This window comes from Neorhizobium sp. P1_A6 (assembly GCF_056406795.1).
Map to the genome: position 1 here is coordinate 1 of NZ_JBFTZM010000028.1, position 21,146 is coordinate 21,146.

Below are 21,146 nucleotides of genomic sequence, written 5' to 3' on the forward strand. Positions count from 1 at the left end.
ACGTCACAGTCATCTGCCTGTCCTATGGCGAGCGCGGCGAAAGCGCCAAGCTCTGGAAAAACCCGGGCATGACGCTCGAAAAGGTGAAGACCGAGCGCCGCAGGGAAGCGGAAAATGCCGCCAAGGCCCTCGATGTCACCGACATCCAGTTCTTCGATCTCGGCGATTACCCGCTGGTCGTCGATCAGGACGCCAAGTTCAAGCTGGTCGACGTGATCCGCAAGGTTCAGCCGGAATTCATGCTCTCCCATTCCAAGTGGGACCCTTACAATACCGACCACATGTACGCGACGCAGGTTGCGATCGAAGCCCGGATGATCGCCCAGGCCTGGGGCCACAATCCGGGCGAAAAGATCCTCGGCGCACCGCAGCTCTATCTCTTCGAACCGCACCAGACCGAACAGATGGAATGGAAGCCGGACGTCTTCCTCGACATCTCGTCCGTCTGGGAGAAGAAGTGGGCGGCCATCCAGTGCATGGAAGGTCAGGAACATCTCTGGCACTTCTACAAGAACGTCGCCGAGAACCGCGGCAACCACTTCATGCGCAATTCCGGCGGCCAGGCCAGCGGACGCAAGTCGACCCATGCGGAAGGCTTCCAGTCGGTCTTCCCGCGCACCGTCGACGAACTTTGATAGGGGACGAACTCTGATGCCGGTCGTCGTCCAGAATATCGAACGCGCGGATCAGTCGATCATCGATCGGCTGGCCGCCTGCGGTGTCGCAACCGTCCATGAGGCGCAGGGTCGCAAGGGCCTGCTCGCCAGCTACATGCGGCCGATCTATCCGGGTGCGCGCCTTGCGGCGAGCGCCGTCACCATCTCGGCGCCTCCGGGCGACAACTGGATGCTGCATGTGGCGATCGAGCAGTTGAAGGCCGGCGACATCCTGCTGCTGGCCCCGACCAGCCCCTGCGAAGACGGCTACTTTGGCGATCTGCTCGCCACCTCCGCCCAGGCGCGCGGCTGCAAGGGACTGATCATCGATGCTGGCGTGCGTGACGTGGTCGATCTGACCCAGATGAAATTCCCGGTCTGGTCGAAGGCGGTCTATGCTCAAGGCACGGTCAAGGAAACGCTCGGCTCAGTCAATATTCCGGTCGTTTGCGCTGGCGCCTATGTTCGGCCTGGCGACGTAATCGTCGCCGATGACGACGGCGTCTGCGTGGTTGCCCGCGAGGAAGCCGAAGCGGTTGCCAATAAGGCGGAAGCCCGTGTCGCCGCCGAAGAAGACAAGCGGAAGCGGCTTGCTGCGGGTGAACTCGGCCTCGATATCTACGACATGCGCGGCAAGCTCGCCGAAAAAGGCCTGAAATATATCTGAGCGGTGGAGGCCGTTTTCTCTTTTCCCCACCGGGGAGAAGAAGGGAGATCGAGATGAGTGAAACTGAAACCGGCGTCCGTTGCATGTGGATGCGTGGCGGCACCTCCAAGGGCGGATATTTTCTCGCTGATGACCTGCCGACCGACCGTGACAATTTCCTGCTGCGGGTGATGGGTTCGCCCGATTCCCGCCAGATCGACGGCATGGGCGGCGCCCACCCGCTGACCTCCAAGGTGGCGGTGGTTCAAAAATCCGGGCGGGAAGGGGTCGATGTCGACTATCTCTTCCTGCAGGTCTTCGTCGATCAGCCGATCGTCACCGACGCACAGAACTGCGGCAATATCCTCGCCGGCATCGGGCCCTTCGCCATCGAGCGCGGTCTGGTGACGGCAAAGGGCGACAAGACCGAAGTCTCGATCTTCATGGAAAACACCGGGCAGATCGCCATTGCGACGATCGAAACACCTGACGGCCGGGTGACCTACAAGGGCGAGGCCCGGATCGACGGGGTGCCGGGGACCTCAGCGCCGATGCCGATCGTATTTGCCGATACGGCCGGCTCCTCCTGCGGCGCGCTGCTGCCGACCGGAAACCCGGTCGACGTGATCGAAGGCGTCGCCTGCACGCTGATCGACAATGGCATGCCCTGCGTCGTCATGCGCGGCGACGTGCTCGGCATTACCGGCACGGAGAGCCCGAAGGATCTTGAAGCGAACCAGGAGCTGCGCGCCAAGCTGGAGGCGATCCGCCTGAAGGCCGGGCCGATGATGAACCTCGGCGACGTTACCAAGAAATCCGTGCCGAAGATGACCATGGTCTCTGCACCGACGGCGGGCGGGGCGATCTCGACCCGCACTTTCATCCCGCATACGTGCCATGATGCGATCGGCGTGCTCGGCGCGGTCAGCGTCGCAACCGCCTGCCTTCTGCCGGAAGGTCCGGCGTCTGAACTCGCGGTCATTCCGGAAGGCGATGAGAAGCTGCTGTCGATCGAGCATCCGACCGGCGAGATGAGCGTCATCGCCACCATGAAGGACGGGGAGGTCTATCGTGCGGCGGTGCTGCGCACAGCGCGCAAGCTTTTCGACGGCGTGGTTTTTGGCGACTGAGGGTAGGACACGGGCATGAGGATCGCATTTCTAGGTTTTGGCGAAGCGGCACGGGCCTTTCACGATAGCCTAGCGCCGAAGCTCGAGACCGGCGAATTTCGTGCCTATGATCTGCTGCTCGACGACGCCGAAAAGGCGGGCGAGATGCAGGCGGCGATGGCGAGCCGCGGCGTCCGGCCGGAAGCCTCGCCTGCGGGTCTTGCCGATGCCGAATGGATCTTCAGCGCGGTCACCGCCGATCAGAGCCTCATTGCCGCCCAGTCGATCGCGCCGCATCTCGGCCAGGGCGCGCTGCTGATCGACATCAATTCCGTGTCTCCCGGCCGCAAGCGCGAGACCGCCGCGCTGGTCAACCAGACCGGTGCCGACTACCTCGACATGGCCGTGATGGCCCCTGTCCATCCGAAGGGCCATGCGACGCCGGTTCTGATTGCCGGCAAAAGCGCGGCCGAGCTTCTGGAACGTTTTCGCGGTCTCGGCTTCAGCGCCGATGTTGCCGGAGAGGCGGTCGGCTCTGCGACGGCCATCAAGATGGTGCGCTCCGTGTTCGTGAAAGGTCTTGAAGCAATCACTGTCGAGGCGCTTCTTGCCGCGGAGGCCTCGGGCTGTTTCGAGGAGATCCTGGCCTCGCTCTCCCAGAGCTTTCCGGGCCTCGACTGGTCGAAATTCCCGGATTACCAGTTCGAGCGCACGACCCGCCACGGCCGCCGCCGGGCCGCCGAGATGCGCGAAAGCGGCGTCACGCTGGATGCGCTGGGGCTGAACGGCGGTCTTGCCCGCGAGATTGCCGCCGTCCAGGACGAGATGGCGGCGAGCGGCGTAAAGCCGGCCGGCGATCTCAGGGAAACCGTTGCGCGGGTCCTTTCGGCGCGGCGCCAAGGCAAATAAGCTCGCCTCTTCAGGGCGTTGCCTTGTATACGCGGCATGTTTTTCCGCTCCAAACCCGCACGGTCATCCACAGCCTCACCCCCTGTATACATGAGGCTTGGCCAATCCATCAGATGTGGCTAAGATTTGCCGATCGACAGGCGGAGGTTGCGCCGGCTTGTCTCCAGGCAAAGGTGCGGATTTGGAAGAGACCTCGAGAACGACCCACACGATGCGTGCGCTGATGGAGCTGCGCAAGAAGATCCTCAGCGGCGACTATCCCGGCGGCACTCGGCTGTTCGAAGTTTCGCTGGCCGAGACGCTGCAGATTTCCCGAACGCCGGTGCGGGAGGTGATGTCGCGTCTTGCGGAAGAGGGGTTGCTCGACCGGTTGGCGAATGGCGGTTTTGTGGTCCGAAGCTTCACCTATGCGGATGCCGTCGATGCGATCGAGCTGCGCGGCGTGCTGGAAGGGACGGCGGCGCGGCTTGCCGCCGAACGCGGCGTCTCCCAGGCAGGATTGGATCAGCTTCGGGAAATCCAGGCCCGGCTCGACGATTGTTTCGGCGAAGCCGCGGACGACGTGGATCTGGAAGCCTATTCGGAGGCGAACGCAAGGTTTCATGTGGTGCTGGTCGAGCTTTCCGGCAGCACGGTAATCCAGCGGGAGGTCGAGCGCGCGACACGGCTGCCGTTCGCGTCGCCATCGGCTTTCCTCTCAGGCCGGGCCCACGTGGCGGCCTTCCGTCAGTCGCTGCATATCGCTCAGGAACAACATCGTACTTTGGTGCAGGCGATCGCCGGCCGTGAAGGTGCAAGGGCGGAATTTATCGCCCGCGAGCACGCCCGCATCGCCCGCAAGAACCTCGAATATGCGGTCTTCGAGGATCCGGAGTTGATGCTGACCGTTCCCGGCCTGGTGCTCCTCAACTCTTGAGAGCCCGGGTGTTCGCTGAAGGTTTTTGATGGCCGGAAGCCTTCGGTTTACTATCCGCAGGCGATCATCAGCCTGCCGAATATTTCCCCTTGAATTTGTCTTCCGATGCCGTCATGTATACACGACATCTCAAGCCACAGACAAACCACAGGGAGGAATTTCGTGACTCAGGCCAATCTCACTCAAGTTTTGAAGGATGCGGGCAACACCGTCGAGCATCTGCGCAACTCCAAGACCGGCATCTATGTATACCCGGTCGTGGCTCCGGAATTTTCCAACTGGCGTTCCGAACAGGCTGCATGGCGTGAAGGCGCCGTCCTTTTCGACCAGTCGCATCACATGGACGAACTCGTCGTCGAAGGCCCGGACGCCGCCAAGTTCCTTGAAAGCCTGTCGATCAACAGCTTCGCCAATTTCGGCGTCGACCGCGCCAAGCACTACGTTCCGGTCACGCCTGCCGGCCATGTCATCGGCGACATGATCATCTTCCGCGAAACGGAAGAAAAGTTCGTCCTCGTCGGCCGCGCGCCGACCGCCAACTGGCTGCTCTACAACGCGTCGCTCGGCAAGCATAACGTCAAGCTGACCCACGACCCGCGTTCGCCCTCGCGTCCGGACGGCAAGCTTGTCACCCGCATCCATTACCGCTTCCAGATCCAGGGTCCGGATGCGCCGAAGGTCTTCGAAAAGATGAACGGCGGTCCGATCCCGGAGATCAAATTCTTCCACGTCGACTGGATCAATGTCGGCGGCCGCAAGGTTCAGGCTCTGCGCCACGGCATGGCCGGCGCTCCCGGTCTCGAAATCTGGGGCCCGTATGCGGAGAAGGACGAAGTCCGCGCCGCCATCATCAAGGCTGCTGAAGAAGCCGGCGTCGATCTGCGCCCGGTCGGCAGCCGCGCCTATGCCACCAACACTCTGGAATCCGGCTGGATCCCGTCGCCGCTTCCGGCGATCTACACCGGTGACGAACTGCAGGCCTATCGCGACTGGCTTTCTGCCCAGAGCTACGAAGCTTCGGGTTCGATCGGCGGCAGCTACGTCTCCGACAAGATTGAAGACTATTATCTGAACCCCTACGAACTGGGTTACGGCGTCTACGTCAAGTTCGACCACGACTTCGTCGGCCGCGCGGCCGTCGAAAAGCAGAAGGCGACCCCGCAGCGCCGCAAGGTCACCTTCGAGTGGAATTCCGACGACGTCGTCAAGGTTATCGCTTCGGCTTTCCAGCCCGGCGAACAGGCTGCCAAGTGGATCGACTTCCCGCTCTCCAACTACGCTTCGTCGAGCTTCGACAAGGTTCTGAAGGATGGCAAGGTCGTCGGCCTGTCGATGTTCAACGGCTATAGCTACAACGAGCGTTCCATGCTGTCGCTCGGCGTCGTCGATGCCGACATCGAGGAAAACGACATCCTGACGCTCATCTGGGGCGAGCCGGATGGCGGTACTTCCAAGACCTCGGTCGAGCAGGGCCATAAGCAGGCCGAGATCCGCGTTCGCGTCGCAGCCGTGCCCTACGCTCAGGAAGCGCGTGAAAATTACGCCGAAAGCTGGCGCACAAAGAAGGCCCTCTAAGCAATGGGCGTGCGAGAACGGGCTGTTCTCGCACGCCGCTCCGTCCGTCTGACCGGACGTTTTTCATTGGCTAAACGGGGGGAGGATCAACAATGGCACTTTTAAATTTGTTCAGGAGCAAGCAGGAAGAGAAGTCCGTGGAGCCGGTCAGCTTCAGGGACCTTATCGACGGCTATTCCATCGAAGTCATGCCGCGCACGGCGGCCAAGATCGAAGATTTCAAGACACTGCTGCCGAAGGGCACGCGGGTCTATATCGCCCATATCGACGGAACGCCGATCGAGGACATGGTGCAGACCGCAAGGCGCCTGCACGAAGACGGCTTCCCCGTCATGCCGCATTTCCCCTCCCGCATCATTGCAAGCCACGCGATCCTGGAGGACTGGATCAAGCGCTACAGAAACGAGGCGGGTGTGGAACAGGCACTGCTGCTCGGCGGCGGCGTATCGACGCCCGCGGGCGATTTCGACAGTTCCATCCAGCTGATCGAGACCGGCCTGTTTGACCGCTACGGCTTCAAGCGGCTGCATGTCGCCGGCCACCCGGAAGGCAACAAGGACATCGACAAGGATGGCGGTTACAGGATCGTCGACGAGGCGTTGAAGTTCAAGCAGGCCTATTCCGAGCGCACCGATGCGGAGATGGCGATCGCCACCCAGTTCGCTTTCGATGCCAAGCCGGTGATCACCTGGGCCGAGCGTATCGCTGCCGCCGGCGTCAAGCTGCCGATCCATCTCGGCATTGCCGGCCCGACCAAACTGCAGACGCTCATCAAGTTTGCGATCGCCTGCGGCGTCGGCCCCTCGCTCAGCGTGCTGCAGAAGCGCGCGATGGATCTCAGCAAGCTCCTGGTTCCCTACGAGCCGACCGAAGTGCTGGCTGACATCGCCAACTACAAGACCGCCCATCCGGAAAGTCTGCTTCAGCAGATCCATGTCTTCCCGCTCGGCGGCATCCGTGCCAGCGCGGAATGGATGAACGAACAGCTGATCGGCCAGCGCAACATCGCATTGTGACTTAACCGAAACGGGGCAAGTGTTAGGCTTGCACCGTTTCGACCCGCTGCCGGGAGGAGATTGGCAGGGGAGGACAGATACGTGGACTATCCCAATCTGCGCCATATCCGTCTTTTCTGCGCCTGCCTGCGCACCGGTTCGCTGACGCAGGCGGCCGATATCGTGGGGGTGACCCAGCCGGCGGCATCGCAGGCGATTTCCCGGCTTGAAGAACTTTTCGGCACCAAGCTTCTCGAACGCGGTCCCGGCCATGCGATGGCGACGCCCGAGGGGCGCGTCGTCCAGGCCCGGTCGCTCAGGGCGCTCGATCTTATTCGAACCGGCTGCCAAAAACTCCAGGCGGATTCCGGCTCGCGCGGCTCCGGCGCGGATGGGCGGCTGACGATTTCCCACCTGCGCGCCCTGCAGGCCTTTGCCCAGACCGGCGGCTTTCCGGGTGCCGCGCGCATCCTCGAACAATCGGGTGCTGCGGTTCAGCGCACCGCTCGCAATGCAGAAGCGATCCTCGGCACAAGCCTTTTCGAGGCCGACGGCCGGGCGACGCGGTTCACCAGTGCCGGCCGTGCCGTTGCCCGCTGGGCCGGCCTTTCGCTAAAGGAACTCGGCAACGCCACCGAGGAAGTGCAGGAGCTGCGCGGCAAGTTCGACGGCCTTGTATCGATCGGCGCGCTGCCGATGGCGCGTACCACCATCGTGCCCGATGCTATTGCTTCGCTGGCTCTCACCCATCCGCTGGCACGGTTCGAGATCCTCGAAGGCAGCTACGAACAGCTCCTCAGCGATCTGGAGATGGGACATATCGATTTTCTGATCGGCGCGTTGCGCAGCCGTCTGACGCCGTCGCTGGTTCAGGAGCCGCTTTTCGATTTCCGCCTCGCGGTTGTCGCCGGTGCCGGTCATCCGCTGTCCGGCAAGGCGGATGTCTCGGCAACCGAACTTGCTTCCTACCCATGGGTCGTGGCCCGCAAGGGCACTCCCAACCGCAGAACATTCGATGCCCTGGCGGCAACGTTTCCGGATGGACCGCAGACTCAGGGAACGGTTGAGACCGGCTCGCTGACGGCGTTGCGCGGCATCCTGATGCAGACGGACCGGCTGGCGCTGCTGTCCCGTCATCAACTCCGGCACGAATTGAAGGCCGGGTTCCTGACGCTTCTGAATTATGAAGTGCCGGGAAGGCCGTTGTCGATCGGCATCACCACTCGCCGCAATTGGCAGTCGACCGCTCTCCAGGCGGAATATCTGGCAGCGATCCGGCGGGTGGTCGCGACGGAAGACACGGTCAGCGCTGCCGACGGCAGTTGCTTGCCTTCGCTGAACGCCGCCGAGTAGCGCCACTTGCCATTGCAGTTTTCGCAGTTATCGTTATTGCCGCATATGTCCGGCGGTCTGATGTCGCGCCGCCGGCAGAGAGCGGGAGCATCTTGAGAAAAAAGGCCGTCAACAGTCTCGAACGCCTTCAGGCAGTCCTTGAGGTTTTTACCGAGGACCGTCTGGAATGGACGCCGGAAGAGCTGATGGAGGAGCTGGGCTATAGCCGGCCGACGCTCTATCGCTACCTGAAGATCCTGAAAGACAGCGGTTTCCTCACCTCCATGCCGAATACCGGCTTCACCCTGGGACCAAGGGTGGTGGAGATGGATTATCTGCTGCGGAAGTCGGACAATCTCATCCTGTCCGGCGCGCCGTACCTCCAGAAACTCACGGGGCGATACGAATGCACGGCGCTTCTGGTGCGCTGGTACGGTGAAAAGATCCTCTGTGTCGATTCGATCAGTTCCAGCCGCGAGGCGATCAGCAGCTATCCGCGCGGACGGCCGATGCCGCTCAGCCGCGGCGCGATCGGCCGGTCCATCGTCGCCTTTCTGCCGCGCCGCAATCTGGTGCCGCTGATCAACCGCACGCTCGACGACTGGCAGGCGGCGGGCGCCGGCGATACCGTCGAAGCTGTCCTGGACGGGCTGAAATCGGTGCGCAAGAAGGGTTACGCCGTGGCCCATGGCGAAGTGACGCCTGGCGTCGTCGGTTTCGCAGCGCCTATCTTCGATGCGGGCCAGAGCCCCATCGCCAGCTTTTCCGTAACGATCGCTCAAGATCAGGTCGGCGGCTCCACCGTGGAGGAGATCGGCCGGGAAGTCTTGTTCGCAGCCGGCGAGATCACCGCCGCGCTCGCCTCGCATCGACATAGAATTTCAAGCCGATAATCTCATATTGCAAGAAAATGTGTTGACTTTCGGCGACCGTCTTCGCATTTTGCCGCGACAGAGCATGGCCGAGATTTCGACATCGCTCGGCTCGCGGATTTTTTAAACGCCTCGGGGCACTGAACTTCCCTTAAGTTCGCGGTGCCGTAGCAGGGATAGACAGGAGGAGCATTCCATGAAGAAGATCGACGCTTTCAACCATATCTGGCCAAAGCCCTTTTTCGACAAGCTGATCGGCTATATCGGCACGATGACCGACGTCACCATGCGTTCGGGCGCGGTGCCGATGATGACCGATCTCGACCGCCGTTTCCAGGTGATGGACATGTTCGGCGGCGACTACCAGCAGGTCCTGTCGCTCGCTTCTCCGCCGCTTGAAAAGCTGGCCGGCCCCGAACGCGCCTATGACCTCGGTCGGATCGGCAACGATTCCCAGAAGGAACTGTGCGACAAATATCCGGAACGCTTCCCGGCCTTCATCGCCACCGTGCCGATGGAAAACCAGGAATGGATGATGGCGGAAACCAAGCGGGTCGTCGAAGATCTCGGCGCCTGTGCGGTCCAGATCTTCACCAACTACAGCGGCAAGCCGCTCGACCTGCCGCAGTTCGAGCCCTTCTTCGAATATATGGCAAAGTCTGGCAAGCCGGTCTTCCTGCATCCGTYGCGCGGCGCCAACTTCCCGGATTACCTGACCGAAGACCGTTCGGAATACGAGATCTTCTGGACCTTCGGCTGGCCGTATGAAACTTCGGCGGCAATGGCGCGCCTCGTGTTCTCGCGCATCTTCGACAAGTACAAGGGTCTCAAGGTCGTCACCCACCACGCCGGCGGCATGGTGCCCTTCTTCGAAGGCCGCGTCGGTGCCGGCTGGGACCAGATGGGCAAGCGCACGTCGGACCGCGACCTCTCGACCGTGCTGAAGGCGCTGGAGCGTCCGCATCTCGAATATTTCAAGGAATTTTATGCCGATACGGCGAGCTTCGGTTCGACCAAGGCAATCGAGCACGCCATCGAATTTTTTGGCGAAGACCGGGTGCTTTTCGCGTCCGACGCGCCGTTCGATCCGGAAGGCGGCCCGATGTACATCCGCGAGACCATCAAGGTGCTCGACAACATGGACATCTCCGATGCCACCCGCCAGAAGATCTATGAGGGCAATGCCAAGAAGCTTCTCGGGCTGAAGTAAACGATCCGGTTTTCGGAATTATCGAAACGCGCGGGCGGCAATGCCCGCGCGTTTTTCATTTGGAAAGCCGGTCGATATAACGCCTGGCGGAGCGGGCGACGATCGCCTGCCCATCCTGGCGGACATTCTGGTGCGAAAAGGCGCCGTAGATGCGCTCGAACGGCCAGGGCGCCAGCCGCTCGGCGACATCGGCAACTTCAGCCGCGCTGAGCGGCAGCATGTTGGGATAACTCCACATGAAGGAGACATGGTCGGTGCCCGGCGTGACCTGGACGATGTCGCCGGCGAGCAGCACGCCCTTGCCGTCCTCGCCCGTCCAATGCAGCACGGTGCCGCCGGCAAAATGCCCGCCGCCATGGACCAGCGTGACGGAAGAGGAGAGCACCAGCGCGTCCTCGTCCCAGAGCCGGACGTAATCCGATGGGCGGCAGATCCATTCCTTGTCGGCGGCATGCAGGTAGATCGGCGCGTCGAAGGCCGCGGCCCAGTCCTGCATGGTCGTGTAATAATGCGGATGGGAGATCGCGATGGCGCTGAGGCCGCCCAGAGCCTGAACGATCTCCTTGGTCGCGTCGTCCAGCAGCGCGATGCAGTCCCACAGGATATTTCCCGCCGGTGTGCGTAGTAGCAGGGCGCGCTGGTTGATGGCGAAGGCTGGAGCGGTTTGGATCGCCATCAGATCCGGCTCGAGCCGAACCCAAGTATTTCGATGCGTCCGTGCAAGCTTTTCTGTCGTCGTCCAGGCTTGGCCGGAAGGCGGTATATATTGGCGCTCGTCTGTGCAGATCGGGCACGTTTCCGGCGCCTCTTCGGCCTCCTCGAAGGAGGTGCCACAGGCGCCGCAGAGAAAAATCGACATCGAAACCTCCCTCAGGATCTTGTGTGGGTCCTGTCATGAATTTGATAGGAAACGATATTCCGCAAGGAAAGGGAAGTCCTTGGCGTTACCTGAGGCAGTCCGATCGGATACGCTCGTATTCTCGGGGATGGATTCACCTTTTCCAAAGGCGGGTGCGATAGGGTCTGGCCTTAAGCTATTTCACCCCAGAGGATCGGATGACGGCCCCGAAGACGCCACGGCTGCTGAACCTGGACATCCTGCGTCTCGTCTCGGCGCTGATGGTGCTGACGTTCCACTACGGTTTTCGCATGCGGATTTCCGGCGAGGGTGGCGGTATCGGCTTTCCGGAACTCGCACCCTTTGCCATGTGGTTCGATGTTGGCCTGCTGATCTTCTTTGCCATTTCCGGCTATGTCATCACCATGTCGGCGGAAGGCCGCACGGCCTATGATTTTGCCGCCGGTCGTTTTGCCAGGCTCTGGCCGACCTTCATCGTCTGCGCGACGATCACCGCCGTCGTGCTCGCCGTCTGGCATGTGCCGACCATCGATCCGCCGACGGTCAGGCAATGGCTGGCGCATGCCGTCATCATCTCGCGCGGCCTCGGCCAACCGTTCCTTGATGGCGCCTACTGGACGATCGCCTACGAGATTATCTTCTACTTCTGGGTTTTCCTGCTGATCGCCACCGGCCTTTTCGAGCGCGGCTGGCGCGTTGTCGTACTGGCGTGGCTGGCGATTTCGATCGTCAACGAGGCCTTCATCGGCAGCGGCGCGATCCAGAAACTGCTGATCACCGAATATTCCGGCTATTTCGCCTTCGGCCTGGCGCTCTACAAGGTGAAACAGCAGGTTTCCCCTTCGAGCCTCTGCGTGCTCGCCGCCGCCGTCTGCTGGGCGATCGCCACACCCTTCCTGACCGAACCGGATTTCGTCGCAACATACGGGCTAAGCCGCAGTGCCGTCGGGCTTGCGCTGATCGGGCCGCTGGCGCTTGCAGCGGTTGCGGTCTGCGCCACGGCGCCGTCGCTGCGCATTTCTCCGGCATTGGCGATCGGGCTCGGCGGTCTCACCTACCCGCTCTACCTGCTGCACCAGAATATCGGTTACGCCGTGTTTGCCCGTTTCGGCACGGAACAGAACCGCTGGCTGGTAGCCGTGGTGCTGATAGCCGTCCTGCTTTTCGTCGCCTGGGTGATCGCAAAGACCATCGAACCGGCGGCGCGGCGGGCGATCATCCGCGCTGCTGGTCATCTTCGCGACGGTCTCGGCCGCCTGAGACAGCGGACCGCCTGATCCCGGATTGACGACCCTATTTTACCCGGATAAATCTGCATCTCAATTCAGAGGAAGCAGATGACGGATTTCCATTGGACGGCGTTTCGAGGTGAAAACCGCATTGCGAGCGGATCACCGGCGGAAGTCGTCACGGCGATCAAGGCCGGTGGCCATGAAAGCGTTCTGGTCTTTGACGATGCGACGGGAAAGCTGGTCGATCTCGATCTGCGTGGTACTCTCGAAGATTGTCTCAGTCGTCTTCCCACGAACAACGTGGAGCCTGTCGAGCCGGTGGAGCGGCGGCCCGGCCGGCCGAAGCTTGGCGTCGTGCCACGCGAGGTGACATTGCTGCCGCGGCATTGGGAGTGGCTTGGCCAGCAACCCGGCGGCGCCTCCGTAGTGCTGCGCAAGCTCGTCGATGCGGCGCGTGCGGCCAGCAGTGCGGGAGATGATAGGCGTCGGGCTCAGGAGGCGGCCGATGGCTTCATGCGGGCGCTCGGTGGGGATCAGCCGGGATACGAAGACGCGGCGCGGGCGCTTTATGCGGGGCAGGGGGATCGCTTCAGGGAGCTGACGGAGAGCTGGCCGAAGGATGTCCGGGACCATGCCCGATATCTCGCCCGAGGCGCATTCGGGACTGGCCCCGCCGAAGAAAAGTAATTCCTGTTATGTCGGGTGATCGGCGGGAAATGCTGCCGGCATCAGGTCATTCGTATACTTTTTGAACATGATCTGTCCGCGATTGAACATGGACCGAATGAAAACCGCACCCTAAGTTGTTTCGAGCCGCCGGGGAGGGTGGCTCGGAGGAGCAATTTATGGATCGCATGAAGAACAAGGTCGTTCTCGTGTTCGGCGCCGGTTCGGTCGGCCCGGGTTTCGGGAACGGCAAGGCTGCCGCCGTCGCCTATGCCCGCGAGGCCGGCAGCGTCGTCTGCGTCGACGTTGATCTCGATGCAGCGAAGAACACGGTCGACGTCATCGAATCCGAGGGCGGCTTAGGCCTCGCGCTCGCCGCGGACGTCACCAGATCCTCCGACATTGCCGTCGTCGTCGAAAGGACAATGGAGCGCTTCGGCCGTATCGACGTGCTGCACAACAATGTTGGCATCAACCTGCCGGGCGGTGCGGCGGACGCAACCGAAGAGAGCTGGCGCAAGGTGATGGACGTCAACCTGACCAGCGCCTTCCTTAGCTGCAAGGCCGTTCTGCCGATCATGGAGAAACAGGGCGGCGGGGCGATCATCAATATCTCGTCGCTCGCCTCCATCCGGTGGACCGGCTATCCCTATGTTTCATATTATGCATCGAAGGCGGCGCTCAATCACTTCACGCGGGCGATTGCGATCGAATATGCGGCCAAGGGCATCCGCGCCAACGCGATTCTTCCGGGCGTGATGGATACGCCGCATATCCAGAAACAGATCAGCGGCTATTATGGTTCTGCCGAGGAGATGAAGGCCAAAAGGGACGCGCTTTCGCCGATGAAGCGGCAGGGAGACGGCTGGGATATCGCCTGGGCCTCGGTTTTCCTCGCTTCCGACGAGGCAAAATACATTACCGGCGTCGAGCTTCCGATCGACGGCGGGCTGCATGTGACGGTGTCCGGCAGCTTGAACTGAGGCAATTGCAGGTGCGCTGGGGTGAGATCCATGATGTGGATCGGTTTTAAAGTTTTCTACTCCGGTGGCAAATTTAGGCTTGCCTAATCTGTCGGGCTTCAGCAAACTCCGGCAACTTGAAGAAGAATAAGATCCAGATAATGGACCACTGCGGATGGCTGGAGGAGCCGGACGTCGGGAGGAGAAGCGGTCGCGCCGGAGAGGGGCGTGGTCCGCGCGGATTTGCGGCTTGGTCCGCGAATATCCGGAGCGTTTCTTCCGTTTGTCCGCTTCGCAGCACAGAGGAGGATGATGTGTGACGGCAGCCCATAATACGATCGAGCCCATGGACGAGGCTTCGCTGCTCGCCGGCCTCGAAGGCGTGGCGCCGCAGCAGAGCGGTTCCGTCTGGATGCGGCCGGCGGAGGCGATTGCTGCCGGGCTTCTCGTCGGGATTATCGCGCTGCTATTGGCCGGGGTTGTTTCCCGCTATGTTTTTTCGCTGCCGATCGTCTGGATCGACGAGGTGGCATCGATCTCTTTCCTCTGGCTTGCCATGCTCGGCTCGGCCATGGCCGTCGACCGCAGCGAGCACCTGCGGCTGACGCTCTTCGTCGGCATGCTGCCGGAAAAGGTGCAGGGATTGGCCAACACGCTGGCCCTGTTGCTGATGGCGCTTTTCCTCGGCGTGATGCTGCGGCCGGCCTATGAATATGCAATCGAGGAATCCTACATCACTTCGGCGGCGCTCAACATTCCGATGAGTTTTCGCGCTGCCGCCCTGCCCGTTGGTGTCGGGCTGATGTTGATCCTCGCGGTTGTCAACGCACTGAAGGGATCGACCTTGAGGCAGGTCGCGATATCCGTGGTGGTTATCGCCGTCGTGACCATGCTGCTCTGGCTTGTCGGGCCGGGCCTGAAGCAGATCGGCAACTGGAACATTCCGATCTTCCTCGTCGGTTTCGTGGCGCTGTTTCTCGTGCTCGGCGTGCCGATCGCCTTCTGCTTCGGCCTTGGGACGCTGGCATTCCTGACGTTCACGACGTCAGTTCCGGTGTTCGTGATGATCGGCCGCATGGACGAGGGCATGTCGAGCATCATCCTGCTGTCGGTGCCGATCTTCGTGCTGCTCGGCTGCGTGCTGGATGCGACCGGCATGGGCAAGGCAATCGTCGAGGTGCTGGCTTCGCTGCTCGGCCATGTCCGCGCCGGGATGTCCTATGTCCTGCTCGGTTCGATGTTCCTGGTGTCCGGTATTTCCGGCTCCAAGGTCTCGGATATGGCGACCGTCGCGCCTGCCCTGTTTCCGGAGATGAAGCGCCGCGGTCATAGGCCGCCGGAGATGATCGCGCTGCTGGCGACCGGAGCGGCGATGGCGGAAACCGTGCCGCCGTCGATCGTGCTGATCGTGCTTGGATCCGCCGCCGGCGTTTCGATCGCGGGGTTGTTCACGTCCGGTTTTGCGATCGCCATGGTTCTGCTTCTGGTCCTCGCGATCCTGGCGCGCTGGAAGGCGCGGCACGAATCCATGGCCGGGGTGCGCCGGGCACCGCTGTCGGTGATCAAGAAAGCGCTGCTGGTCGCCGCGCCGGCACTGGTTTTGCCTTTCCTGATCCGCACCGCAGTCGGCGAAGGCATTGCCACCGCGACGGAGGTTTCGACGATCGCCGTCCTCTACGCGATGATCATCGGGGCGACGCTCTACGGCGGTATCAGCCTGAAGAAGCTCTATGAGATGCTGGTGGAGACGGCGGCACTTTCCGGCGCGATCCTGATGATCCTGGGTGCGGCGTCCGCGATGGCCTGGGCACTGACCCAGACGGGGTTCGCAGCGCAGCTTGTGCAGGCGGTGCAAGGCCTGCCGGGTGGTTGGATGACCTTCATGGGCGTCACCATCCTGATATTCATGGTGCTCGGCTGCGTGCTCGAGGGCCTGCCGGCGATCGTGCTAATGGCGCCGATCATGTTTCCGGTCGCCCGCTCGCTCGGCATCAACGACATCCACTATTCGATGGTGGTGGTGACGGCGATGAATATCGGCCTGATGACGCCGCCGATTGGCATCGGTTTCTACATTGCCTGCAAGATCGGCAATGTTTCGCCGGACGAAGCGATGAAAGCCATCTGGCCCTATATCGGCGCGCTGATGATCGGCCTTCTGGTGATTGCAGCCGTGCCCTATTTCTCGACCGCCTTTCTCTAGAGGCTGTGAGGCAAAAAACTGGGAACTGAATTCGGAGGAGGATTTCATGAACGTCAATCGCAGAACGCTTCTTTTGGGCGCGGCCACGACCGGCATCGCCACGACCTTTTCGATCCGCACGCGGCCGGCCAATGCCGCCGAGTTCACCTATAAGTTCGCCAACAACCAGACGCTGACGCATCCGATGAACACCCGCGCCAAGGAGGCCGTCGCCAAGATTCTGGAGGAGAGCGGTGGTCGCATGGCGATCAATATCTTCCCGTCGAGCCAGCTCGGCGCCGATACGGACATGCTGAACCAGGTGCGTTCCGGCGGCGTCGAAATGTTCAGCCTGTCGCCGATCATCCTGTCGACCCTGGTGCCGAATGCCTCGCTCAACGGCGTCGGTTTCGCGTTCCCGAGCTACGACAAGGTCTGGCCAGCCATGGACGGCGAACTCGGCAAGTATGTTCGCGGCGAGATCGAGAAGAAGGGGCTGCTGACGCTCGAAAAGATATGGGACAACGGTTTCCGGCAGATTACCTCGTCCAAGGGGCCGATCGAAAAACCGAAGGACCTTGAAGGTTTCAAGATCCGCGTGCCGGTCAGCCCGCTCTGGACCTCGATGTTTACCGCCTTCGGGTCGGCGCCAGCCAGCATCAACTTTGCCGAAACCTATACCGCGTTGCAGACGGGCATCGTCGACGGACAGGAAAATCCACTCGCCATCCTGACGACGGCAAAGCTGTTCGAGGTGCAGAAATATGTCTCGATGACGAACCACATGTGGGATGGTTTCTGGATCCTGCTCAACCGCCGCTCCTGGCAGGCGCTGCCGGCAGATCTGCAGGGGATCGTCTCTAAGCACTTCAACGCCGCCGCCGAGCTGCAGCGCAAGGACGTCATGGGCCTCAACGCCACCGTCCAGGCCGAACTCGAAGGGAAGGGCATGAAGTTCAACAAGCCGGACGGCGCGCTTTTCCAGGAAAAGCTGCGCGCTGCCAATTTCTACAAGGACTGGAAGTCGAAATACGGCGACGAGGCTTGGGCGATCCTCGAAAAGGCCATCGGCAAGTCATTAAGCTGATCGGTAGCGGCCATGCATCTGATGGGAAACGGCATATGCAACAGGTGATCGAGATCCCCTCGGGTCTTCGGGAAGGTGCCGTTTCCGGCTCGCAGGCTGTGGAGCGGGCGCTGCAGCTTCTCTCTATCGTCGGCCGCGGCGCGGAAAAGGGTGTCGCGCTCGCCGATGTGGTCGCCGATAGCGGCCTCAACAAACCCACGGCCCGCCGGTTGCTGATGGCGCTGATGCGCTCTCGCCTCGTCGAACAGGACGAGCTTACCCGGCGATATTATCTCGGCGGGGAGCTTTACGTGCTCGGCATGCTGGCCTCCCGCCGGCATGGCCTTCTGGAGATGGCGGGCGAAAGCCTGAAGCGGCTTTCCGGCAAATCGGCCGACACGAGCTTCGTCTCGATGCGGCGTGACGACTACGCCGTCTGCCTGCATCGCGAGGAGGGAACGCATCCGGTGCGCACCCATGCGCTGCTGACCGGCGACCAGAATCCGCTCGGCGTCGGCGCCGGTTCGCTTGCCATGCTGGCGGCATTGCCGGACTCGGAAGTCGAGGCCATCCTCGGCCGGATCGAAGGTGTCATTACCGCCCAGTATCCCGGCTATTCGACGGATATCATCCGCGAGGACGTCGTCCGCACACGCGAACTCGGCTATGCGCTCAATCCCGGGCGGGTGATTGCCAATTCCTGGGGGATAGGCATGGCAATTCTGCTGCCAGACGGGCGGCTCGCCGGGGCTCTGTCGATCGCCGCGATCGACAGCCGCATGGGTGAGGCGCGCCAGAAGGAGCTTGCGGCCCAGCTCGGCCAGGAGGTCGAACGGGTGCAGGGCAAGCTGAAATTGCTGTTCAGTTCAGAAAAACCGGCGCTTCGAAAGGCGCCGCAAGCGGCACGGTCGAGAACACCGGAACGGGTTTGAAACGAAGGAGAAGGTCATGGCAGGAGCGCAGATCGTCGGTTGGGCGCATTCGAAGTTCGGCAAGTCCGAAGCGGCCTCGACGCGGGAATTGATGGCCGAGGTGATCAATCCGGCCCTCGAACATGCCGGTATCACGGCGAAGGATGTCGACGGCATTTTTGTCGGCGTATTCAACAATGGTTTTTCCAAGCAGGATTTCCAAGGCGCCTTGGTGGCGATGGCGGCCGACGGGTTCGACCATGTGCCGGCGGTGCGGATGGAGAATGCCTGCGCCACGGGCTCCGCGGCGCTCTATTCGGCGCTCGATTTCATCGCCTCGGGGCGCGGCAAGATCGCATTGGTCGTCGGTGCCGAAAAGATGACGGCTCTGCCCACCAAGGAAACGGGCGATATCCTGCTGTCGGCCTCATACCGCGAGGAGGAGGCCGATGTCGAAGGCGGCTTCGCCGGCCTCTTCGGCCGCATCGCCAGCCACTATTTCCAGCGTTATGGCGACCGCTCGGAAGAGCTGGCGATGATCGCGGCCAAGAACCATGCGAACGGCATGAAGAACCCCTATGCGCATATGCAGAAGGATTTCGGCTTCGACTTCTGCAACACTGTGTCCGACAAGAATCCCTATGTGGCAGCGCCGCTGAGGCGCACCGACTGCTCGCTGGTTTCGGATGGTGCGGCCGCCCTGGTGATTGCGGCGCCCGAAGTCGCGGCTGGCATGAAGCGCGCCGTCGCCTTCAAGGCGCATAACCATGTCAACGATATCCTTGCCATGTCGCGCCGCGATCCGATCGCCTTCGAGGGCGCGCGCATGGCCTGGCAGAAATCGCTGGCGGAGGCGGGCATTTCGCTCGACGATCTCAACTTCGTCGAAACCCATGACTGCTTCACCATCGCCGAACTCATTGAATACGAGGCGATGGGGCTTGCCGAACCCGGCAATGGGTATCGCGTCATCCGCGAAGGCATTACCCGCAAGGACGGCCGCCTGCCGGTCAATCCGTCCGGGGGCCTGAAATCCAAGGGCCATCCGATCGGCGCAACCGGCGTTTCCATGCATGTCATGGCGGCGATGCAGCTCTGCGGCGAGGCGGGCGACATGCAGCTGCCGAAGGCGACAATGGCCGGTGTGTTCAACATGGGCGGCGCCGCCGTTGCTAATTACGTGTCCATCCTGGAGCGGACGAAATGAATGCGACGACCTCGGTTGGCGTCGGCGATCGGACCGAACCGAAGGGCGGGCTCAGCCCCCGCTCGACGCGGGTGATGAACCTTGCCCGCTTCGTGACGCAGGCGATGCGCCGCGAACCGCAGGGCGTTGCGCTGGTCTGGGCCGAGAAGACCTGGACCTGGGAAGAGTTCGAGACCCGCATCGACGCGATGGCGGCAGCGCTGCAGCAGCGTTTCGGGGTGGCCAAGGGTGACCGCATCCTGGTTCAGTCGCAGAACTGCAACCAGATGTTCGAGAGCATGTTCGCCTGTTTCCGGATCGGTGCCGTCTGGGTGCCGGCCAATTTTCGGCAGACGCCGGAAGAGGTCGCCTATCTCGCCAAGGCAAGCGGGGCGAAGGGCATGATCTGCAACGCATCGTTTCCGGATCACGCCCAGGTAGTGCGCGAAAGCAATCCGGAGATCGGTTTCGCTATTGCCATAGGCGAATCGGATTTCGGGCCCTCCTATGACGCTCTCGTTGAGGAATTCGGCGGCAGAAAACCAGTCGAAGCGCGGATCGAGCGCGACGATCCGTGTTGGTTCTTTTTCACGTCGGGCACGACCGGACGGCCGAAGGCGGCGGTGCTGACCCATGGCCAGATGGCTTTCGTGATCAACAACCATCTCTGCGACCTGATGCCCGGCGTCACCTCCGCCGACGCGGCGCTGGTCGTCGCCCCGCTTTCGCATGGCGCTGGCGTGCATCAGCTCACCCAGGTGGCGCATGGGGTGAAAACCATCCTGTTGCCGACCGAAAAGTTCGACATCGACGCCGCCTGGGCACTGATCGAAAAGTGGCGCGTCTCGACCATGTTCACAGTGCCGACTATCCTGAAGCTGCTGGTCGAGCATCCGGCCGCCGAGACATACGACCACTCCTCGCTGCGCTACGTCATCTATGCGGGCGCGCCGATGTATCGCGAGGACCAGAAGCGGGCGCTGAAAAGCCTCGGGCCTGTGATCGTGCAATATTTCGGGCTCGGCGAGGTGACGGGGGCAATCACCGTTCTGCCGCCAGCCTTGCATTCGGCCGAGGACGGCGAAGTCGCCAGGATCGGGACCTGCGGCATGGAACGCACCGGCATGCAGGTGTCGATCCAGAACGATGCGGGCGACGAGGTCGGGCCCTACGAGACCGGTGAAATCTGCTGCATCGGCCCGGCGGTCTTTGCCGGCTATTACGACAATCCGGAGGCCAACGAGAAGGCGTTCCGCAACGGCTGGTTCCGCACCGGCGACCTCGGCCATATGGATGCGGAGGGTTTCCTCTACATTACCGGCCGCGCCTCGGACATGTACATTTCCGGCGGCTCGAACGTCTATCCGCGCGAGATCGAGGAAAAGCTCCTTACCCATCCGGCGATCAGCGAAGTGGCTGTGCTCGGCGTGCCCGATCCGCTCTGGGGGGAAGTCGGCATCGCCGTCTGCGTCGCCAAGCCGGGTTCGGCGGTGACCGACAAGGACCTGTTCGCCTTCATCGACGGCAGGATGTCCCGCTACAAGATGCCGAAGCGCTTCATCTTCTGGGACGCTCTGCCGAAATCCGCCTACGGCAAGATCACCAAGAAGATGATCCGCGAAGAGCTTCAAGGGCGTGGTGAGCTTGATGATAAGTCGGCTAATGATCTGCCGGCGCTGCGCCAGCTCAAGCATCCGGGCCCTGTCGCTCCGGTCAGGCGAGAGGTCGTGCGGACTGCCCTGAAGCCGGTCGAGGGCGCGCTGCGGCCGGGCGAGGTTTTCATGGCCGAGGTGGCGCGGGTCTTCGCGGAGGCGGGCTGCAAGGGTGGTTTCCTCAATATCGAAGGTGGGGCCTGCGATCCG

General features: G+C 62.0%; 18 protein-coding genes and 1 pseudogene. 18 read left to right on the plus strand and 1 reads right to left on the minus strand.

Annotation, left to right across the window (positions count from 1 at the left end; all coding sequences use genetic code 11):
• From AC1D3C_RS28990 to AC1D3C_RS29035, 10 genes are all read left to right on the plus strand, one after another.
• A partial coding sequence (locus tag AC1D3C_RS28990) for a PIG-L deacetylase family protein (RefSeq protein ID WP_477485297.1) occupies positions 1-635 on the plus strand: 635 nt, incomplete at its 5' end.
• A gap of 16 nt (positions 636-651) precedes the next feature.
• Entirely contained in the window at positions 652-1,323 is a 672-nt protein-coding gene (ligK, locus tag AC1D3C_RS28995) for a 4-carboxy-4-hydroxy-2-oxoadipate aldolase/oxaloacetate decarboxylase (protein ID WP_477485298.1), read from the plus strand.
• Between the two features lie 53 nt (positions 1,324-1,376).
• A complete protein-coding gene (locus AC1D3C_RS29000) occupies positions 1,377-2,432 on the plus strand; it encodes a 4-oxalomesaconate tautomerase (protein WP_477485299.1) in 1,056 nt (351 codons plus the stop codon).
• A 15-nt stretch (positions 2,433-2,447) separates the two neighbouring features.
• On the plus strand, positions 2,448-3,320 hold the full coding sequence (locus AC1D3C_RS29005; RefSeq protein ID WP_477485300.1) for an NAD(P)-dependent oxidoreductase: 873 nt from the start codon (positions 2,448-2,450) through the stop codon (positions 3,318-3,320).
• Positions 3,321-3,531: 211 nt separating this feature from the next.
• Positions 3,532-4,236, plus strand: a complete 705-nt coding sequence (locus AC1D3C_RS29010; RefSeq protein ID WP_477485318.1) for a GntR family transcriptional regulator — start codon at positions 3,532-3,534, stop codon at positions 4,234-4,236.
• A gap of 162 nt (positions 4,237-4,398) precedes the next feature.
• On the plus strand, positions 4,399-5,811 hold the full coding sequence (gene ligM / locus AC1D3C_RS29015; RefSeq protein WP_038546884.1) for a vanillate/3-O-methylgallate O-demethylase: 1,413 nt from the start codon (positions 4,399-4,401) through the stop codon (positions 5,809-5,811).
• A 92-nt stretch (positions 5,812-5,903) separates the two neighbouring features.
• Positions 5,904-6,827 carry a methylenetetrahydrofolate reductase gene (locus tag AC1D3C_RS29020; RefSeq protein ID WP_477485301.1) on the plus strand — a complete coding sequence of 308 codons (924 nt, stop codon included), beginning with the start codon at positions 5,904-5,906 and terminating at the stop codon, positions 6,825-6,827.
• 81 nt (positions 6,828-6,908) lie between these two features.
• Entirely contained in the window at positions 6,909-8,159 is a 1,251-nt protein-coding gene (locus AC1D3C_RS29025) for a LysR substrate-binding domain-containing protein (protein ID WP_477485302.1), read from the plus strand.
• Between the two features lie 92 nt (positions 8,160-8,251).
• The gene (locus AC1D3C_RS29030) at positions 8,252-9,031 is read left to right on the plus strand and encodes an IclR family transcriptional regulator (RefSeq protein WP_477485303.1); all 780 of its coding nucleotides are present in this window, start codon (positions 8,252-8,254) and stop codon (positions 9,029-9,031) included.
• Between the two features lie 175 nt (positions 9,032-9,206).
• Positions 9,207-10,220, plus strand: a complete 1,014-nt coding sequence (locus AC1D3C_RS29035) for an amidohydrolase family protein (RefSeq protein ID WP_477485304.1) — start codon at positions 9,207-9,209, stop codon at positions 10,218-10,220.
• Positions 10,221-10,275: 55 nt separating this feature from the next.
• Here AC1D3C_RS29035 and AC1D3C_RS29040 read toward each other — a convergent pair whose 3' ends face one another.
• Entirely contained in the window at positions 10,276-11,079 is an 804-nt protein-coding gene (locus AC1D3C_RS29040) for an MBL fold metallo-hydrolase (RefSeq protein WP_477485305.1), read from the minus strand.
• 197 nt (positions 11,080-11,276) lie between these two features.
• Here AC1D3C_RS29040 and AC1D3C_RS29045 point away from each other — a divergent pair, with 197 nt between their 5' ends.
• The 8 genes and pseudogenes from AC1D3C_RS29045 to AC1D3C_RS29080 form a co-directional block, all read left to right on the plus strand.
• The gene (locus AC1D3C_RS29045; protein ID WP_477485306.1) at positions 11,277-12,356 is read left to right on the plus strand and encodes an acyltransferase family protein; all 1,080 of its coding nucleotides are present in this window, start codon (positions 11,277-11,279) and stop codon (positions 12,354-12,356) included.
• A 60-nt stretch (positions 12,357-12,416) separates the two neighbouring features.
• Positions 12,417-12,998, plus strand: a complete 582-nt coding sequence (locus AC1D3C_RS29050; RefSeq protein WP_477485307.1) for a DUF2239 family protein — start codon at positions 12,417-12,419, stop codon at positions 12,996-12,998.
• Positions 12,999-13,156: 158 nt separating this feature from the next.
• Positions 13,157-13,960 (plus strand): SDR family NAD(P)-dependent oxidoreductase, encoded by an 804-nt coding sequence (locus AC1D3C_RS29055; RefSeq protein WP_477485308.1) that lies wholly within the window; start codon positions 13,157-13,159, stop codon positions 13,958-13,960.
• 325 nt (positions 13,961-14,285) lie between these two features.
• Positions 14,286-16,142, plus strand: coding sequence for a TRAP transporter large permease subunit (locus AC1D3C_RS29060; protein WP_477485319.1), 1,857 nt, complete (start codon positions 14,286-14,288; stop codon positions 16,140-16,142).
• Between the two features lie 46 nt (positions 16,143-16,188).
• Positions 16,189-17,208, plus strand: a complete 1,020-nt coding sequence (locus AC1D3C_RS29065) for a TRAP transporter substrate-binding protein (RefSeq protein ID WP_038591116.1) — start codon at positions 16,189-16,191, stop codon at positions 17,206-17,208.
• A gap of 35 nt (positions 17,209-17,243) precedes the next feature.
• On the plus strand, positions 17,244-18,119 hold the full coding sequence (locus tag AC1D3C_RS29070; RefSeq protein WP_477485309.1) for an IclR family transcriptional regulator: 876 nt from the start codon (positions 17,244-17,246) through the stop codon (positions 18,117-18,119).
• 16 nt (positions 18,120-18,135) lie between these two features.
• On the plus strand, positions 18,136-19,305 hold the full coding sequence (locus tag AC1D3C_RS29075; protein WP_477485310.1) for an acetyl-CoA acetyltransferase: 1,170 nt from the start codon (positions 18,136-18,138) through the stop codon (positions 19,303-19,305).
• Positions 19,302-20,933: pseudogene (locus tag AC1D3C_RS29080) on the plus strand (acyl-CoA synthetase); the annotation flags it as partial. The gene AC1D3C_RS29075 and the pseudogene AC1D3C_RS29080, both read left to right, overlap by 4 nt.
• Between the last annotated feature and the right edge of the window lie 213 nt (positions 20,934-21,146).

What these genes read in the sequence shown, in the direction of transcription:
- AC1D3C_RS29050 (WP_477485307.1), top strand. Translation starts at nt 12,417, where the DNA reads ATGACGGATTTCCATTGGACGGCGTTTCGAGGTGAAAACCGCATTGCG.
- AC1D3C_RS29045 (WP_477485306.1), top strand. Translation starts at nt 11,277, where the DNA reads ATGACGGCCCCGAAGACGCCACGGCTGCTGAACCTGGACATCCTGCGT.
- AC1D3C_RS29060 (WP_477485319.1), top strand. Translation starts at nt 14,286, where the DNA reads ATGGACGAGGCTTCGCTGCTCGCCGGCCTCGAAGGCGTGGCGCCGCAG.
- AC1D3C_RS29000 (WP_477485299.1), top strand. Translation starts at nt 1,377, where the DNA reads ATGAGTGAAACTGAAACCGGCGTCCGTTGCATGTGGATGCGTGGCGGC.
- AC1D3C_RS29040 (WP_477485305.1), bottom strand. Translation starts at nt 11,079, where the DNA reads ATGTCGATTTTTCTCTGCGGCGCCTGTGGCACCTCCTTCGAGGAGGCC.
- AC1D3C_RS29070 (WP_477485309.1), top strand. Translation starts at nt 17,244, where the DNA reads ATGCAACAGGTGATCGAGATCCCCTCGGGTCTTCGGGAAGGTGCCGTT.
- AC1D3C_RS29020 (WP_477485301.1), top strand. Translation starts at nt 5,904, where the DNA reads ATGGCACTTTTAAATTTGTTCAGGAGCAAGCAGGAAGAGAAGTCCGTG.
- AC1D3C_RS29010 (WP_477485318.1), top strand. Translation starts at nt 3,532, where the DNA reads ATGCGTGCGCTGATGGAGCTGCGCAAGAAGATCCTCAGCGGCGACTAT.
- AC1D3C_RS29005 (WP_477485300.1), top strand. Translation starts at nt 2,448, where the DNA reads ATGAGGATCGCATTTCTAGGTTTTGGCGAAGCGGCACGGGCCTTTCAC.
- AC1D3C_RS29065 (WP_038591116.1), top strand. Translation starts at nt 16,189, where the DNA reads ATGAACGTCAATCGCAGAACGCTTCTTTTGGGCGCGGCCACGACCGGC.
- AC1D3C_RS29075 (WP_477485310.1), top strand. Translation starts at nt 18,136, where the DNA reads ATGGCAGGAGCGCAGATCGTCGGTTGGGCGCATTCGAAGTTCGGCAAG.
- AC1D3C_RS29055 (WP_477485308.1), top strand. Translation starts at nt 13,157, where the DNA reads ATGGATCGCATGAAGAACAAGGTCGTTCTCGTGTTCGGCGCCGGTTCG.
- ligK (WP_477485298.1), top strand. Translation starts at nt 652, where the DNA reads ATGCCGGTCGTCGTCCAGAATATCGAACGCGCGGATCAGTCGATCATC.